At 59.5% G+C, this 15,512-nt stretch carries 15 protein-coding genes and 3 pseudogenes; 5 read left to right on the top strand and 13 right to left on the bottom strand.

What is annotated here, in order from left to right:
* Positions 1–43: 43 nt before the first annotated feature.
* Positions 44–271: pseudogene (locus GR158_RS18805) on the top strand (ATP-binding protein); the annotation flags it as partial.
* Between the two features lie 51 nt (positions 272–322).
* On the opposite strand, the pseudogene GR158_RS18800 reads toward GR158_RS18805, so the two are convergent.
* The 3 genes and pseudogenes from GR158_RS18800 to GR158_RS18790 all read right to left on the bottom strand — a co-directional run.
* Positions 323–516, bottom strand: a pseudogene (locus GR158_RS18800) (IS66 family transposase); the annotation flags it as partial.
* A 280-nt stretch (positions 517–796) separates the two neighbouring features.
* On the bottom strand, positions 797–2,041 hold the full coding sequence (locus tag GR158_RS25665; protein WP_133037089.1) for a bifunctional diguanylate cyclase/phosphodiesterase: 1,245 nt from the start codon (positions 2,039–2,041) through the stop codon (positions 797–799).
* A gap of 23 nt (positions 2,042–2,064) precedes the next feature.
* On the bottom strand, positions 2,065–3,006 hold the full coding sequence (locus tag GR158_RS18790; RefSeq protein ID WP_133037088.1) for a sensor domain-containing diguanylate cyclase: 942 nt from the start codon (positions 3,004–3,006) through the stop codon (positions 2,065–2,067).
* A 190-nt stretch (positions 3,007–3,196) separates the two neighbouring features.
* On the opposite strand from GR158_RS18790, the gene GR158_RS18785 reads away from it, so the two are divergent.
* Positions 3,197–4,612: a GGDEF domain-containing protein gene (locus tag GR158_RS18785; protein WP_133037087.1), complete on the top strand. Its 1,416-nt coding sequence runs from the start codon at positions 3,197–3,199 to the stop codon at positions 4,610–4,612.
* A gap of 86 nt (positions 4,613–4,698) precedes the next feature.
* On the opposite strand, the gene GR158_RS18780 is transcribed toward GR158_RS18785, so the two are convergent.
* Positions 4,699–5,430, bottom strand: a complete 732-nt coding sequence (locus tag GR158_RS18780) for a YoaK family protein (RefSeq protein WP_245507888.1) — start codon at positions 5,428–5,430, stop codon at positions 4,699–4,701.
* A gap of 321 nt (positions 5,431–5,751) precedes the next feature.
* Between GR158_RS18780 and GR158_RS18775 the strand changes: the two genes are divergently transcribed.
* Positions 5,752–5,910, top strand: coding sequence for a hypothetical protein (locus tag GR158_RS18775; RefSeq protein ID WP_160872154.1), 159 nt, complete (start codon positions 5,752–5,754; stop codon positions 5,908–5,910).
* A gap of 30 nt (positions 5,911–5,940) precedes the next feature.
* Here GR158_RS18775 and GR158_RS18770 read toward each other — a convergent pair whose 3' ends face one another.
* Positions 5,941–6,273 (bottom strand): hypothetical protein, encoded by a 333-nt coding sequence (locus GR158_RS18770; RefSeq protein ID WP_133037086.1) that lies wholly within the window; start codon positions 6,271–6,273, stop codon positions 5,941–5,943.
* 385 nt (positions 6,274–6,658) lie between these two features.
* The gene (ilvD, locus tag GR158_RS18765) at positions 6,659–8,332 is read right to left on the bottom strand and encodes a dihydroxy-acid dehydratase (RefSeq protein ID WP_133037085.1); all 1,674 of its coding nucleotides are present in this window, start codon (positions 8,330–8,332) and stop codon (positions 6,659–6,661) included.
* A gap of 101 nt (positions 8,333–8,433) precedes the next feature.
* On the opposite strand from ilvD, the gene GR158_RS18760 reads away from it, so the two are divergent.
* Entirely contained in the window at positions 8,434–9,369 is a 936-nt protein-coding gene (locus GR158_RS18760) for a LysR family transcriptional regulator (RefSeq protein WP_133037090.1), read from the top strand.
* Positions 9,370–9,552: 183 nt separating this feature from the next.
* Here the strand turns inward: GR158_RS18760 and GR158_RS18755 are convergent, their stop codons facing one another.
* The gene (locus GR158_RS18755; RefSeq protein ID WP_160872153.1) at positions 9,553–11,109 is read right to left on the bottom strand and encodes an ISL3 family transposase; all 1,557 of its coding nucleotides are present in this window, start codon (positions 11,107–11,109) and stop codon (positions 9,553–9,555) included.
* Between the two features lie 98 nt (positions 11,110–11,207).
* Between GR158_RS18755 and GR158_RS18750 the strand changes: the two genes are divergently transcribed.
* Positions 11,208–11,408, top strand: coding sequence for a hypothetical protein (locus GR158_RS18750; protein ID WP_246665716.1), 201 nt, complete (start codon positions 11,208–11,210; stop codon positions 11,406–11,408).
* Here GR158_RS18750 and GR158_RS25430 read toward each other — a convergent pair.
* The 6 genes and pseudogenes from GR158_RS25430 to GR158_RS18725 form a co-directional block, all read right to left on the bottom strand.
* Positions 11,407–11,550, bottom strand: a pseudogene (locus GR158_RS25430) (DUF6481 family protein); the annotation flags it as partial. The gene GR158_RS18750 and the pseudogene GR158_RS25430 overlap by 2 nt on opposite strands.
* Before the next feature lie 29 nt (positions 11,551–11,579).
* Positions 11,580–11,804, bottom strand: a complete 225-nt coding sequence (locus GR158_RS18745; protein ID WP_160872152.1) for a hypothetical protein — start codon at positions 11,802–11,804, stop codon at positions 11,580–11,582.
* 120 nt (positions 11,805–11,924) lie between these two features.
* Entirely contained in the window at positions 11,925–12,134 is a 210-nt protein-coding gene (locus tag GR158_RS18740) for a cold-shock protein (protein ID WP_034806062.1), read from the bottom strand.
* A gap of 323 nt (positions 12,135–12,457) precedes the next feature.
* Positions 12,458–12,829: a hypothetical protein gene (locus tag GR158_RS18735; protein ID WP_160872151.1), complete on the bottom strand. Its 372-nt coding sequence runs from the start codon at positions 12,827–12,829 to the stop codon at positions 12,458–12,460.
* Positions 12,830–12,987: 158 nt separating this feature from the next.
* Positions 12,988–14,817, bottom strand: coding sequence for an ABC transporter ATP-binding protein/permease (locus GR158_RS18730; RefSeq protein WP_160872228.1), 1,830 nt, complete (start codon positions 14,815–14,817; stop codon positions 12,988–12,990).
* A 214-nt stretch (positions 14,818–15,031) separates the two neighbouring features.
* Positions 15,032–15,484 carry a pyridoxamine 5'-phosphate oxidase family protein gene (locus tag GR158_RS18725; RefSeq protein WP_160872150.1) on the bottom strand — a complete coding sequence of 151 codons (453 nt, stop codon included), beginning with the start codon at positions 15,482–15,484 and terminating at the stop codon, positions 15,032–15,034.
* Positions 15,485–15,512: the final 28 nt, after the last annotated feature.

Raw genomic sequence — 15,512 nt, 5'->3', positions numbered from 1 at the left:
TATCCCGCCGCTACCGTGGTCTAGTTTTCCACCGCCGTTCTCAGTCTTCGGCGATCCCGTCGTCGCCACCGCACTCTTGGACAGGCTACTGCATCACGCCGTCGTCGTGCAGATCGAGGGGTCAAGCTACCGCCTGCGTCAGCACGCCGAGCTCATGCCGGAACATGTCCGCTCCAAGGCCCTCATCACACCGCCCGCCTTCGCGCCACCAAAACCGCGCGGACGGCCACCCAAAAATGGCCACTTCGCCCTGCCAACCACGTCGGCATAACTGGGGAATTTTACTTCGGCGCTTCTGAGGAAAATTCACGCGGCATTGACACATGATGAGCGTTGCCATGAAGGCGGCACGATCTGTACCATGATCGGAGCCGGCGAAGAACCATGATTTGTGCCCGACGGCAAAGCCACGCAATGCTCGTTCGGCGGTATTAAAGCCCTCCCGGCGTTTGAGCATGTAATCGATCGCCTCGGCGACCGGAAACTGCGTGAGAGCTTCGCCCGCTCTGCCCGCAGTCAGGTTCAGAGCGCGCAACGAACCTGCAATATAGCACAGATGACCTACTTCTGAGCTCGGTCTGTGAGTAGGCCGGCCCTCGACAATGCTGCCGATCTCGACATCTTCTGGTTGATCGATTGCAAAGGCTATGGCCCGCGCAATGGCCTCGGGAGAGATGGCCAGTTCTTCCTTGCGCTCCAGTATGGCGGCTTTAACGGCGGGATCGTCGATGGTGGCATCTGCAAAACTCGTGTCGACGAAGCCGGGCGATATCTCGGTAACGCGCGAGCCTCCCGACTATGCCCCAAAGGCCGACATGGTACCACTCATAGGCGACGGCCTTCCAAGCAGATAGCCTTGCAATTCATCGCAATCTGTATCTCTCAGAAGATCAAGTTGCCGTTGCGTCTCTATGCCTTCGGCCGTCGTTCGAATGCCGAGCGCGTGCGCGAGGTCAACGACGGCCCGCACGATTTTCAACGACTTTTCATCTTCCCCCAGCCCGGAAATGAACTGTCGATCGATCTTGAGCTTATCGACCGGGAAACGCCGAAGATAGGCAAGGCTGCAATAGCCAGAGCCGAAGTCATCCAGCACAATCCGGAAACCGCGGCTTCGCAGATCCTGGAGGGTTGCAGCGCTTTGCTCGTCATCGAGAAGGACATGCTCTGTCACCTCGATCTCGAACTGCTCCGGACGGCAGCCCAACGCCCGAACCCTCGCCTCCGCCTGTTGGGCAAATATGGCCGTACGGCATTGGAGAGGCGAAACGTTTATCGCCATGAACCCGTCCGGGTGGTCGTGAGCTGCCCGGGCGGCCCTATCAAGGATAATCTGGCCGAGGGGGTGGATGAGGCCGGTCGCCTCAGCCTGCGGCAGGAACTCGGCAGGGCTGCGCCAACCATCCCTCGGATGCGACCAACGGACCAGAGCTTCATGCCCGACAAGCGACAGATCCTCTCGCGAGAAGAGGGGCTGGTAATGGACGACGATCTCTCGCTCGCTGTCGAGCGCGGCAGCGAGATCTCCCACGATCGATTGCTGCCGCTTAAGTTCATCGTCCAGGGTTTGCGTAAAAGCACTGAACCCTGAGCCGCCTGACGCCTTCTGGAACTGAAGCGCCACGTCCGCCCTCCGCATCAGTTCCGCAATAGCCACAGAGGGGCTTTCCTGTCGCGCAACACCAATGCTCAGCTTTATAAGGACTGCATTTCCATCAACGGGAAATGGCTCGTGCGCGGCCGCCAAAAGACGCTCACAAAGGCGAGCCACTCGGTTCCCTGAACCGACGCCGCTTACAAAGATGGCAAAACCGTCGCGCCCTGTCCGCTCGACGATATCGTGCGCCCGAACCTCCAGCCTCAGTCGCCCGATGAGCTGCCGGAACAAGTGATCGGCCTGTTCATCGCTGAGGGACACGCTGATTTGCCGGAAGTGATCGATATCGACCGAGAGGATTGCATATGCTTCCGGTGAAGATGCAACCAACTCCTCCACTCTCTTAATGAAAGCAGATACCCCATGGCGATTGGACCCAGGCACGACCGTTCCTCCTTAGTATCCGATCAGGCAGCCCTCGGATTTGAGAACCATTCCCATCCTCCTTTTCGATCGGCCTTTCTACGATAAAGTGCCTCGTCGGCTCGATGCAACAACTTCTGGAGGTCATGACTGTCCTGCGGATAAAGGCTCGCGCCGATGCTCGCCCCAACAGTCACGGATTGGCTGGCGAGCTTGATCGGCAACGTGAGGGCGGCGCCGATACGCCAACATATTCTCTGTACCGTCTCGGGTGTGCCGATATCCGGCATGAGTACCGCAAATTCGTCACCACCCATGCGGCAGACGAGGTCGCCGTTGCGAACGCTGTCGCGCAGCCGCTGCGCCACCACTTTGAGCGTCTCGTCACCAGCATCGTGGCCTATCGTGTCGTTAATGGCCTTGAAGCCATCGAGATCGATCAGCAGGACAGCCGTCATCGCTTTGCCTGACGACGTTTCGAGCAAGTGCCCCCAACGCTCCTGCAGCATGCGTCGATTGGCAAGCCCGGTCAGCGGATCCTCGAATGCAAACCGTCGTAGAGCCTTCTCGGCTGCACGCCGGTCGGAGACATCATCGAAAACCGCCATGCCGATATGCAACTCGTGAAGAACGATGCCGCGGTGCTGGATGGTTTTCACGGTTCCGTCACGACAGAGCACTTCGATCTCGAAGGGTTCGATCTCGGCGATACCTGATGAAGGATCTCGCCACAGCTCATCCCAACGCCGTCTTGCCTCATCGCGATCATTCTTCCGCGGGTAGACGCTCTCGATCCAGGCATCGACAGTTGCGTGCTCACCCTCCTCATAGCCGAAGGTGGTTCGAAATGCCCGGTTGACGAACTTGATCTCACCATCGGGCAAAGATGCCCATGACAGCGCAAGGGGCAAGGCATCGAGAATGACATGGAGTTCCTGTGGGCTCAGGCTATCGGCGCGGGCCGCCCGCTCGAGAAACTCCTTCATTCAACCCCTCCTCTCAAACGGCTTCGACAACCACAGATGGGTCCAGAATAGATAATCGACAAGAGAGGCTGCCAGTTTCAATCAAGTGGCGTTAACAAAGCTTGACGATATACCTCCTTCTTCAAATGACCTGTTTGTCACTTCCTTAAAGCGCTGGCACTAAAATCATGCCCGCCAGGAGGAGCCGTCAATGCAGGCCTCATTGATAGTTTTGGACCGAAAGACGACAGGCGTCATCAACAGCGCTTTGCTCGGGCTTGGGCTGTTCGGGTTTTGCCTGTTGGGAATTTTCACCAGGCCGGGCGCCGATCTTGCAAGTTTCTGGCCGGCAAATGCCTTTATGCTTGGTATGCTTGTCCGCTTCCCGAGCCTTGCCAATCCCCTGTCTTGGATTTGCTGTGCTGTCGGCTTCGCCGCCGCGGACCTCATTACCGGCAGCACGATCCTGAATACCGTCGTTCTCAACCTTGGGAACCTGACGGCAATCAGCGCCGGCTATATCGTTTTCCAGCGGCTTGAACCCGCCGACCGGCGATTGGCGCGCCCGGCGTCGGTCCTGTTCATGCTTGTGGCGATTGGCGTTGCCGCGTTAACGGCGGGTGTGATTGGTACTGTTGCCGATCCCTTTCTCTTCGGGGGCGCCCCGCTCGACGCATTACTCTATTGGTCGGCGACCGAAATGGTGAACTATGTTGCGTTTCTGCCCATGATCCTCACGCTACCGGACGACCCACTGAACAGGCTTCAGCGGATCATAGATACGCCGCTCGATATCATGAAACTCCTACCGCTGCTCGCGCTTGCCGGCACCGCTGTTGCAGGCGCCGTGGTGGGAGGCCCGGGCGCGATCGCGTTCCCCGTTCTCGCCCTTCTGTGGTGTGCCGTAACGTATAGCCTGTTCGCAACGGCATGCCTTGCCTTTGCATTTGTTGCCTGGACGCTTCTTGCTATTGCCACAGGCTATCTTCCTGTCGCCGACAATACAGCCGACCGGGCCACGCTTCTTTCCATCCGTTTTGCCGTTTCCCTGACGGGCGTTGCGCCTTTGGTTGTTGCAAGCGTCATGGCGGCACGCGAGGAATTGCTCCAGCGCCTGATGTTCCTTTCGAACCACGACCAGATGACCGGGTTGTTCAACCGATCGGCGTTTCTGGAGAATGCCGCGCGAAGACTGCGTGGTGGCAGGTCTCACGACTTTGCGACTTTCGTTCTCATGCTCGACATCGATCATTTCAAGGCGATAAATGACCAGTACGGTCATGCAGCAGGAGACCGTGTGATTATCGCCTTCGCGGAACTTCTGAAACGCAATGTCCGCAAGAACGATATTGTTGGCCGGATGGGCGGGGAAGAGTTCGCAGCCATTCTCAGCGAATGCACGGCCAGGGAGGCCCAGGTGATTGCGACGCGGATCAATACCGTGTTTGCAGCAACGCCAGTGTGTCTTGAAGATGGAAGCGCGATATCCGCAACCGTCAGCATCGGAATGGTCGCTGCGGCCTCTCCCTCAATCGGTATCGAACCCCTCCTCGCCATGGCAGACGAGGCACTTTACGCGGCCAAGAGGCAGGGCCGGAACAGGGTTATCACACCGCATCAGGCATGACATGTTTACAAATCGCGACCACGATAGGCCCGCCAGGAAAAGCGGTGATTTGCGCGAATTCGTCTGGCCAGTGCAGGTTCCGTCAGTCAACGGCTGCGATTTTTTATGTCGCAAATTAACGGCGATGCCGAAATGCCCAACAACGGAAGCGCAAAGGCAAGGGTCGCTGGCAATCCAACTGTTTTGAAGAGCCACGCTCCTATCAGCCCCCCAAAGAAGAACTGTCCAATCAGTTGCGCCAGCACACGAATCTTCCGCCTGTCCGCGCGGACACGCGGATGGACCTCTGACGTTGAGTCTCTGTTCAGATAAATCAGCTTGCCGATTTCGATGCCGAGATCGGTCACCATACCTGTGACGTGCGTCGTGCGGATTCGAGCACCCGACAGTTTGGTAATAACGGCATTCTGTAGCCCCATGACATAACATAGAAGCAAGATCACCTGGATCGTAAAGTGGGTCGTGTTCTGTTGGGCCTGTGAGGAAATGATAGAAAAAAGGAGCAATAGAATGCCTTCCCAGGCAAGCGGGAGAGCGTAAACCGAGCGAAGGCCGCGCCGTCTCGCCCAATTGACCGCAAAAGCCGACGTTGCTGCCCCACACACGAACGCGACGAGAGAACCGGCTCCCAACACGGCAATGTCGATTTGCCCGAGAACCAGACTGTCAGCCATGCCCGACACAATACCGGACATATGGGAAGTATACTGGTGAACTACCATGAAGCCGCCGGCATTTGCTCCCCCCGCAACGAAGGCCAATAGATAGGCGAGATGCGTATCTGCCTCCTCGCTGCGATCGCGGTCAGCGAGTCTCATAAAATATCGGTGCATCATGAATTCCGTCAAAATCCCCGTCAGCGGGAGGGACGCCGCAAACTATCGGCTTTGTCCGCTCATATCGCGAACTGCACATTTGATGAAAGCGAATCCGTCGCGTTGGCAACCGTTCGCCCGACTCACCTATTCCGGCATGTCGTCTGACGCCCGATATCCCCTACAATTTCAGGAGTTGTTCATCCGCCGTTCATCGGGCGGATTCCACGTTCATTACGCCGCACCGCCAAATGCGGCTGGAGACCCGGCGCGGCGGACACTACGAGGACGATGGGCCGGGTCTTTCAATGAAGGGCGAGGGCAATGAACATACTGGTGTTTATCAAGACCATCGTCTTCTCCTGGCTTTGCCGAAAAGAGGGCAACGACGAAATCGATTTCAGTGCGGGTTACACTGAGCCGTGGATCGAGCAATCCTTCCGGGATTTCGAGTGCCAGATGAAGAGCGATCAACCGCGTTGATCCTCGACCCACCGTGCGCTAACCGTGAGCCTATTCGGCCTCGTCTTCTATATCGCTCCCCTCACAGGTCGACACGCCCTCGACCTCATAGGTGGTTTTTCCCAACGCCGCCGGACGAATGGGCTTCAAGGTGACGATGACATAGCATTCGGAATTCTGGACGCGCCATTCCACGTCGCCGTTGTCGCGAGTGCGGACTTGCTCGAGGGTATCAAACGGCATCTCCTTCATAGCCGACGATACCATCGTGCTCGCAACGATGGCTTGAACCTGCTCAGCCGCATCGAAGAAGCCCGATACCGCCGACTGCGCCGGTGTAGCAAGACCAAGCGCGACAGCAACAGAAAGGGCAGTGTATTTCATAGCGCGTTTCATTCCTTATCTTCATCGCATGGTTACGCTGCGCCCCTCTGACCATGACGTGGCGACGTCCGTGCCGTTTGTGCATCGCAGCAAGAATGGAGTAATGTACGATTCGTAACACACGCTAGGAGATTGTATGAACTCGAATCAAGACCAGCGATATGTGAAGCAGCAACATGCGGATGGTACATGGTCGGTCGTTGACACTCGAACAGGCAGACCAGTCGATATGGGGAGCCGGCAGGTGACAGGCATGCAGCGAACCGATGCGAGAGAAATTCTCGATATTTTCCGGGCCAAGGCAGCCACCTAACGTAGGTTATGTATGGCGGTTTCTCGGGGGCACTGAGCCGATCTCAGTAGCAATTCCGTCCGTCGTCAACACCTACCCAGTCGCAGCCCCCTCGTTTGCTGGCCCCGCCAGGGCGGCAAACTTGGCGAGAACGCCGCGTTTGTAGCGCGGCTCCGGCCGGATCCACAACGCCCGGCGGCGCTCGATTTCCGTCTCGTTGACATCGAGTTCCAGGCTCTGGCGATGCGCATCGATGGTGATACGGTCTCCCTCCTCGACAAGCGCGATCAATCCACCCTCGAAGGCCTCTGGCGTAACATGACCAACGACCATGCCCCAGGTGCCGCCGGAAAAGCGGCCATCGGTGACCAATCCGACGCTCTCGCCCAGTCCGCGCCCGATTATGGCGGAGGTCGGAGCGAGCATCTCCGGCATGCCGGGGCCGCCTTTCGGGCCGAGATAGCGTAGCACGAGGATGTCGCCCGGCCGGATTCTGTCGGAGAGGATGGCTTCCATCGCCGACGGCTCATCGTCGAAAACACGCGCCGGGCCGGAGATGACCGGGCTCTTCAGGCCGCTGATCTTCGCCACCGCGCCGCCGGTCGCAAGGTTCCCGCGCAGAATTGCAAGGTGCCCTTCCCGGTAAAGCGGTCTGTCGAGTGGACGGATCACCTCCTGATCGGCCGGCGGCGTGTCAGGCACGGCCGCAAGCTCCTCGCCGAGCGTCCGTCCGGTGACCGTCAGACAGTTGCCGTCGACAAGCTCGGCATTCAGCAGGAGCTTCAGCACCTGCGGCACGCCGCCGGCGCGATGCAGGTCGACAGCCATGTAGCGCCCGGAGGGCTTCAAGTCACAGACGACGGGGACCCGCCGCCTCACCCGCTCGAAATCGTCGAGCGTCCACACGACCTCGGCCGCGCGGGCGATCGCAAGATAGTGCAGCACCGCATTGGTCGAGCCGCCCGTCGCCATGATCAGCGCCACGGCATTCTCGATCGAGGCGCGGGTGACGATGTCGCGCGGCCTGATCCCGCGTTTCACCGCCTCTACCAGCACGCGGGCGGATTGCGCCGTGCTGTCACGCTTTTCGGGATCGGGATTGGTCATGTTCGAGGAATAGAGAAGCGACATGCCGAGCGCCTCGAAGGACGAACTCATCGTGTTGGCCGTGTACATGCCGCCACAGGAACCGGTGCTCGGACAGGCGTTCTTCTCTATGCCCTCGAAATCCTCCCTGCTCATCCTGCCCGCCATGAAGGCGCCGACGGCCTCGAAGGCCGAGACCACGGAGAGGCTTTCGCCCTTCCAGCGGCCGGGCCTGATCGTACCGCCATAGACGTAGATCGCCGGCACGTTCGCCCGCAGGATGCCGATCATGCCGCCCGGCATGTTCTTGTCGCAGCCGCCGAGCACGAGCACGCCGTCCATCCACTGCCCCTGCACGACCGTTTCCACGCAATCGGCGATCACCTCGCGCGAGACGAGGGAATACTTCATGCCCTCGGTGCCCATGGACATGCCATCGGAAATGGTGGGCGTTCCGAAAAGCTGCGGGTTTGCGCCAGCCTCCCTGATCGCCGCTGCGGCCGCCTCCGCCAGCGGCTGGAGCCCCGCATTGCAGGGCGTGATGGTGGAATGCCCGTTGGCGATGCCGATCATCGGCTTGTCGAAATCCGCCTTCTCGTAGCCGAGCGCGTAATACATCGCCCGGTTCGGCGAACGGGCAACGCCCTGCGTGATGTTCCTGGATCGGTCGTTGTAAGCCATTGCCGCCTCCTTGTGTGCAGCAGGAAGGTAGTGGCGGCGGAAATGATTGTGAAATATACTTTTCAGGCATTATTAGGTCGCAGAAAATATCAGAGACGCGATTGAACCTGAGACAGATACGTCAGTTCGTGGCGGTGGCAGAAGAATTGCATTTCGGCCGGGCAGCCGAACGGTTGCACATGACGCAACCTCCGCTCAGCCAGTCGATCCAGGCGCTGGAGCGCGACCTCGGCATCCGGCTCTTCGAGCGCACCAGGCGTTCCGTGCGGCTGACGGCCGTGGGCGCGGAATGGCTCGCCCATGCCCGGCGCGTGCTGGAGACGGCCGACGCCCTTCCGGCGGTGGCGCGGCAGCTCGCCGCCGGCCAGCTTGGACGGCTGCGCATTTCCTTCGTCAGCACGGCGGATTACAGCGTGCTGCCGGCCATCCTTGGCCGCTATCGTGCAGCCTATCCCGACGTCGAGATCAAGCTCACCGAGGCGACGAGCGACCGGCAGATCGAGGCACTCCTGGGGGAAGACGTCGATGTCGGCTTCGTCATCGCCCCGCCGCCGGCCTCGCTCCACCGCATGCTGACCTATCGTCCGATCCTGCAGGAAAGGCTGGTAGCGGCGGTCCCCAGACAATGGATTGAGGAAGGTCGCGAAGGCTTCGGTGGCAAAACGCTACAGCCGGACATCTTCTTCTCGGCCCCCCTCATCCTCTTTCCGCGGTCGTCGGCGCCCGTGTTCCATGATCTGGTCTCGGCCTATTTCTACGCCCACGGCGCACCGTTCTCCGTCTTCCAGGAGGCAATTCAGATGCAGACGATCATCGGTCTGGTCGCATCCGGGCTCGGCGTAGCATTGGTTCCTGAATCGATGACACGTCTTCAGCGGGTAGGCGCCGCCTATCTGCCGCTTGCCGGAAACGTCCCCGAAATCGAGACCGGGCTCATCTGGCGGGAGAAAGGCAAGAGTGCCGCCCTGGAAAACTTCCTGTCGGTCACAGGGGAAATGTCTGTCCGTCTTCAGACGGAGCGGCCGTTTCATCGGTAGAAGCCGCAAGCGTTGCACCAACACATACCCCACGGCTTCATCACCCGCCATCTACGCTTCGCGAATGACGTTGTTACCATCCGGGCGCGCGGTGCGATCGCCGGTGAAGCTCGTACATCTGCAATGATTACGCTGTCAATCGGCATCGAAACGGGGCTCTGACGCAATTTTGGTGGTCAGAGGCTATCCGGCGCCGATGACGCGAGCCTGAAGGAGGTCGATTTTCCCTCGGCCGTACATCTGGCGTTTTACAAGCTTGAGCTTGGTAATCTGCCCCTCTGTCTGTCCATTTGACCACGGCGAACTGATCGCGGCACTCACGGCTGCCCGGTCTTTGGCGACACCATTGGCGAAGGCCTCGACCAAGCTTGATCGGGCGCGTTCCAACCACGGTTCCAGATCGGCGAGAGATTTCTTGCGGATCATGGCTTGGAAAGCGGCCACGACTTCCCGCGCTTCGACGAGTTGCGGCACACCGCCTTCAATCGCCGCGACCGTAACGGTCTGAGACTTTGAGAGATCGTCGCGACCAAGTGTCATGAGGCGTGCGACAGCCCGTGCCGACGGCGTACGGCTCAAGGCCTCGCAGTCCATCTTTTCCGCCCTTCTTCGACGCGTCGCCCATTCGGTTACGACGCGAAGGCAGCCGTGGAATCCCTGGCGCGTCAGCTCTCGCCACAACTGCGTGCCATTGCGGTGACCGGCACCCCACTGGGCGTCGAGCCATGGCAGATAAACTTCAAGCGAGTGCTCTCGCACCCGGAACACGTCGGATCGCTGCCCGCGTAGCACCCGCCTGACGAGGCCACGACTGTGCCCGGTGCGACGAACGATTTCTTTGATTGCAACACCGGACTTTGCCAAGTCCACAATCGCGGCGTTTGTATCTTCTCGATGAAGATATCCCTGATATTGGATCCGCTCAGCGGCCGTCAACAGGTCCGGATTGATCGTTGCGGACCCAATCGCTGTTCTGATTTGTCGCATGGATTTGCGGACGGCGTCGAGGAATGCCCGACTGGCGTTTTCCATCAAGTGCCACCGATCGGCTACTTGGGTTGCCTCCGGTAGCGCCTTGGCTGCAGCAAGGGCGTAGGCGCCGCCGCGGGCGCGGGCGACAATGCTGATCTGTTGCTGATCCGAAAGCCAGGCCTGAGCGGTTGCCGGCTCTCGGTCCGGCAGAAGTGCAATGGTTTTGCGCCGTTCGAGATCGCAGATGATCGTCCCGTAGCGCTGGTTGCGCCGCCACGCCCAGTCGTCGATGCCGATCACCGTCGGCGGAACGAAACGTGGGATGCCGCGCCGTCGGACGACACGCAACAAGGTGTGGTTGCTGACCGGCACCATCAGTCTGCGGGCGATACTCGCCGCCGGTCGCCCACCCAAAGCAAGTCCGAGATGATGGACGATATGATCAAGCCGCGCAGTACGCCGCGCCCACGGCGCCAGGACATCTGCCTCGAAGCGCTCGGTAAAGATCCTTCGGCCACACAGCACTGCGTCGCAGTAGAACCGGCGTGCGGCAATAACCAATCGCACGGACTTTCCCGCGATGGGAAGATCCGACAGGCGTCGATGATAACGACTGTGTATCCGCTCCGATCTTGTTCCGCAGCCTGGACAACGGCTGAACATATCCGCCGATCGGACAGCGAGTATTATCGCGTCGCCGGCAGAAGCTGTCTCGTCGATGACAAAGCCTCGGGGTACGAGTGCGGAGGCGCGAAGCGAATGAACCATGGCGCTGATTCCTTTTGCAAAATCAACGCCAGCCGACGCCCGGATTTCATCAAAAGTGAGTCAGAGCCCTTATTCCATGCCGAAACACACCCGGCACATTGTTCTGGGCGGCGCTGCAGATTGACGAAACATCCTTCGCAATCTTCGACATCTTCACCAACAATGCTGGCCGTGAAGCACACTTTGCCGGTCAAGTCGCCGGGCTGCTGAACGAACGGGCAGCGGAGTTGGTCGCTGGCGGGTGGGACGACGGTGTGGTCGCTAACGTCCACAACTTCGACATCCTCGCCATCAAGTAATGGCTGTGCGTTCCGCCTGTCTTGCGATCCTGGCAGGTTCTGCCGCGGTCTTTGCCGCACGGTAGGCATTGAGCAGAGCGGCTTTGGCCTCAGCGGATGAGGAGCGGCGGTCGGCGACTTCGTTGTTTCTGGCGTTCTTCATTCTTATCCCGATAGTGAGTGGCGTAGCGATCAGCACGACTTGGCGCGTTTGGCGATGAGATTGGATGTCGCCGACATGCGGTCGGCCAACTCCTTGGCAAGGCGCGCCTCTCGCAGCCTGAAGGTCTTGGCATCCCGCGCCTGAGCAACGGAATCCAGCTCTTCCACCGCGTTGTTTTTGGCAAAGAACTGCGTCTGCTCGTTGCTGAAGGCGATCTCCGCCTGCTGGCGGGACTTGCTGTGTGCTTCTGTCATGGAACCTCAATGAATTCGGTTAGCAACCGAAACGAAAAAGGCCAGGCAAAACGCCTGGCCTCGATGAAATAGCTTCCGGCAGTGCCAGTACATCCGTGGTCAAAGGGAAGCGAATCTCAATTATGCCGACTGCAGATTGGTCGCCGACATCTTGCCCGACTTGTTGTCGCGCTCGAGCTCGAAGCCGATCTTCTGGCCTTCGACGAGTTCGCGCATTCCGGCGCGTTCGACGGCCGAGATGTGAACGAACGCGTCAGCGCCGCCGTTATCGGGCTGGATGAAGCCGAAGCCTTTGGTGGAATTAAACCATTTTACTGTGCCAGTGGTCATGATGAACCCTTTCAAAGCATAGAGTTAGGGTCCGCGGAAGCGATGCTTCGCGGACGGTGATACGACTATTTTTGAGAGAGAAGGTTCGAATAGAGCGCGGTGCCAATCGCGCGGTAGACAAAGCTCGGCAAGCAAAAGATCGATGACGCATTTATAGGGTATTGAGATTACCACGTCAACGATTAGTTTTCACTGGGCGCTATCTCGCCTATAGGTTGTGCCGATCAAACGCCGCATCAGATTCCTGAAAAAGACATGGGTGCGGTAACCATATCAAAGTCGCTGGGTTTCGAAGACCGCCCGCTCAAGATATCGTGAATTGGTTACTTGGCCAGATTCCAAACGCCCCCGACGCCGTCGCCGTTGGCTTCACCGGCCTTCTTGTCCTCGGCATATGTGTAGAGCGGCTTGCCTTCATAGGCCCACATCTCCATGCCGTCCGCCGCTTTGACCAGCGACCATTCTCCTTCCGCCTTGGCGCCCGCACTGGCGTGGAATGCCGGCCATGTCTTCAGGCAATCCGCATCGCAGTTGGATTTGCCTTTGGCATCCTTGTCGAAGGTGTAAAGGATCATCCCCTTTTCGTCGGCCAAAGCCTTGCCCATCTTGGTGTCGACCATCTTGGCGGGCTCGGCTGCGAAAGCCGACCCGCCCAGAGCAGACACCAGGCCGATCGCAATCAACATCGTTCTCATGACATTCTCCCGTTCGGGAGTGCCGGAGGAATGCCAGTAGCGCCCGATCTAACGAGGAGAAACCCAACAAGGGTGGAAGAGGTTCCATTTGGAATCACCCAATCGGACCGATCAAAAACGGCATCGGGCGTTGAAAATTTGAACCGGCCCGACCGCCGTCACCCTGCCGACGCCTGACGCCACGCCGCGATGGGTGTTTTTTCCGCCTTGCCGTTTTCGACGGCGAGCACGCTGTCGAAGAAATCTGCGCCGCTCGCGGATCGCATGGGCGAAACGTCGTGCATGACGGCGATCACCGTCGCCTCCGGGCAATGATCCCTGATCGCCTGATGGAAGGTGTATACGGCCTGGGTATCGAGTGCGCTCGTTGCCTCGTCGAGAAACAGGAGGCCGGGCCGGAGCAAAAGGATTCTGGCAAGGACGAGCTTCTGCTTTTGGCCTCCGGACAGTAGCAGGTCCCAGCTTTGGCCGTCGCGGCCATCCTTCAGGAGTTCGTCGATGAGTTCGCCGAGCCCCGCCTCGTGCAACGCCACCGCGACACGCGTATCCGGGTAATCCTCGGACGAGTCCGGAAGACAGACGAGATCCTTCAAGGATACGGCCTGAAGCTTGACGTCCTGGGCGGCATACAGGGTCCTGACATGCCTCGGCATTGCGATCGTGCCGCGACCATGCGCCCATAGACCGTTGATCGCCTTGAGAAGCGAGGTCTTCCCGCTCCCCGACTCGCCAACGACCAAGGTCCACTCGCCCGGCAGGAACCGTAGATCGGCGGCGGCCAGAAAAGGAAGATCGGCGCCCGCATGCAGAAGTTCGATCTGCCGAAGAGCGAGGCCGAGCGCGGGTTCCTGCTTGGTATACTGGAATTCGTACAAGCCGGTTTGCGAATAGAAAGCCTCAGGCCGCTGAACGGTTTCGATCGCCTCCGCGAGATCGGTTATGCGGCGGGCATTCGCCCTGAGTGTCGCAATGTCGGGCATGACGTGGATGAACCACGAGCACTCGTTGATGAGTGCATTGGCCAGCTCGGCACCCGTAACATAATGCTGCAGGCTGACCTTGTTGTCCATGTAGGGAAGCAGGCCCGGCGCATAGGCGACGATCCGCGAGCCGATGAAATTGTGGACGAGCTCGAACCCTAAATAGCCGGCAGTCACCCGGTTCAGGCTGGCCCAGGTTTTGTCGATGTCGAGATACCGGCGCGCATTGACGATCTTCTGGGCCCTTTCGCCATGGAGGACGGCAACATGGAAGCTGCGATGCAGCAGGGTGTTCAATTCGGCGCGGTAGCTGCCCTCGGCCCATTGCATACGCACCGACAGGCGCTGGAGGATCCCGCCGAGCTTGGCGGCAACGACGGTGTTGAGCGACACGTAAATCGAGACCGCCGCAAAGGCCAGGCACGCGCTACCATAGCTGCCCAGGAACGCAAGTCCTCTGACATGGCTCGACATCTCGATGAGCTTGCTGCCGACGAAGCCAAGGGACAGCACGACGCCGGCAATGCCCATCGCGAGCCCGATTGCGCCCCCGGTCATGCCTTTGATCGATTCCTGGACGCGTTGATCGACATTGTCAGGCGCGGGGGTAGCCGATCCGGCCGCGTCGGATCCGAATTGCTGAAGATGGAAATGCGTGTGGTTGGTATCGAGCAGGGCTTCGTTGAAGCGTCGGTCGAGCCATCCGCGCCACTTGCGGTGGAGCGTGGTCGAAAAGAAATGGCGGACTGCCGTGAAACACACATCCTTCATGATCGCGATCGCGGCAAGCGTTGCCGCTGTTGTCAACAGGGCCGTGGGCGTGGTGGGTGTGGTCGGATGGTGGAAATTGGCGATCCGGTTGATCAGTTCGCCCGAGGTGACAGCGAACCAGACGCTGGCCTGGGCGGACAATGCCGTCAGCACAAGGATGGCGCATGTCAGTCCCCAGGCCTCGCGCCAGCTTTCGGAAAACCAGTAGGCGCGCATCAGGCCCCAGAAGCTGCGCATTGACGAAACCGGGCTTGTATGGCCGCGCGTCTCGCCGCCGATCATCCTTCTGACGGATGAGCCTATTCGCCGGGCATGACTGCGCATGGCGACTTGATCTCCCCCGAACCGATGCAAGCAGAAATCTGGCGCAGGCGCCGCAGTTGTCAAATCGAGACGACGAGCCGAGCGCCGAGACCTTGAGGCTCGCTCACATGAATACCCCCGCCTGCCGTCAGGCCATCGTTGCTTGCCGCCCCGACAATGTGTCGATCTCCACGCGATAGAAGACCGGCCGCGTTTGCGCATCCGGATGCGCAACCCCTTCAGGCTTGTAGGCGCCCGGTTCCCACCAGTTGCCGCGCTCCTGCAGGAGCTGCCAGGCGCGCATATGTTCGCCATGGTCCTTTTCGTCGTTAGGCAATTCCCGATAGAGGCCCTCCAGAAGGACGCTTTTCCATTCCTCCGAGGTCACCAGCTGTTCGACCTGCACGCAGACGCGCGGATTGAAGCGAAGGCTGTCGATCTTCTTTCCCGGCAGTGAAAAACTGTAGAAGACGTGTTTCTGATAGACGTAGCGGATCGGCACGACATAGGGCCGGTTGCCGGAGATACATCCCAGATGGCCGATGGAGTTCGTCGAGAGCGTGGCCTCGCATTCCGCCCTTGTCATATCCCGCAAAATCATTTCGACCTCCCGGCATGGCTGCCATGGA

Source organism: Shinella sp. AETb1-6 (assembly GCF_009826875.1).
In the GTDB taxonomy this organism is placed as follows: Bacteria; Pseudomonadota; Alphaproteobacteria; order Rhizobiales; family Rhizobiaceae; genus Shinella; species Shinella sumterensis.
The sequence above is the reverse complement of the archived record's forward strand: the minus strand, read 5'-3'. Positions and strand labels throughout refer to the sequence as shown.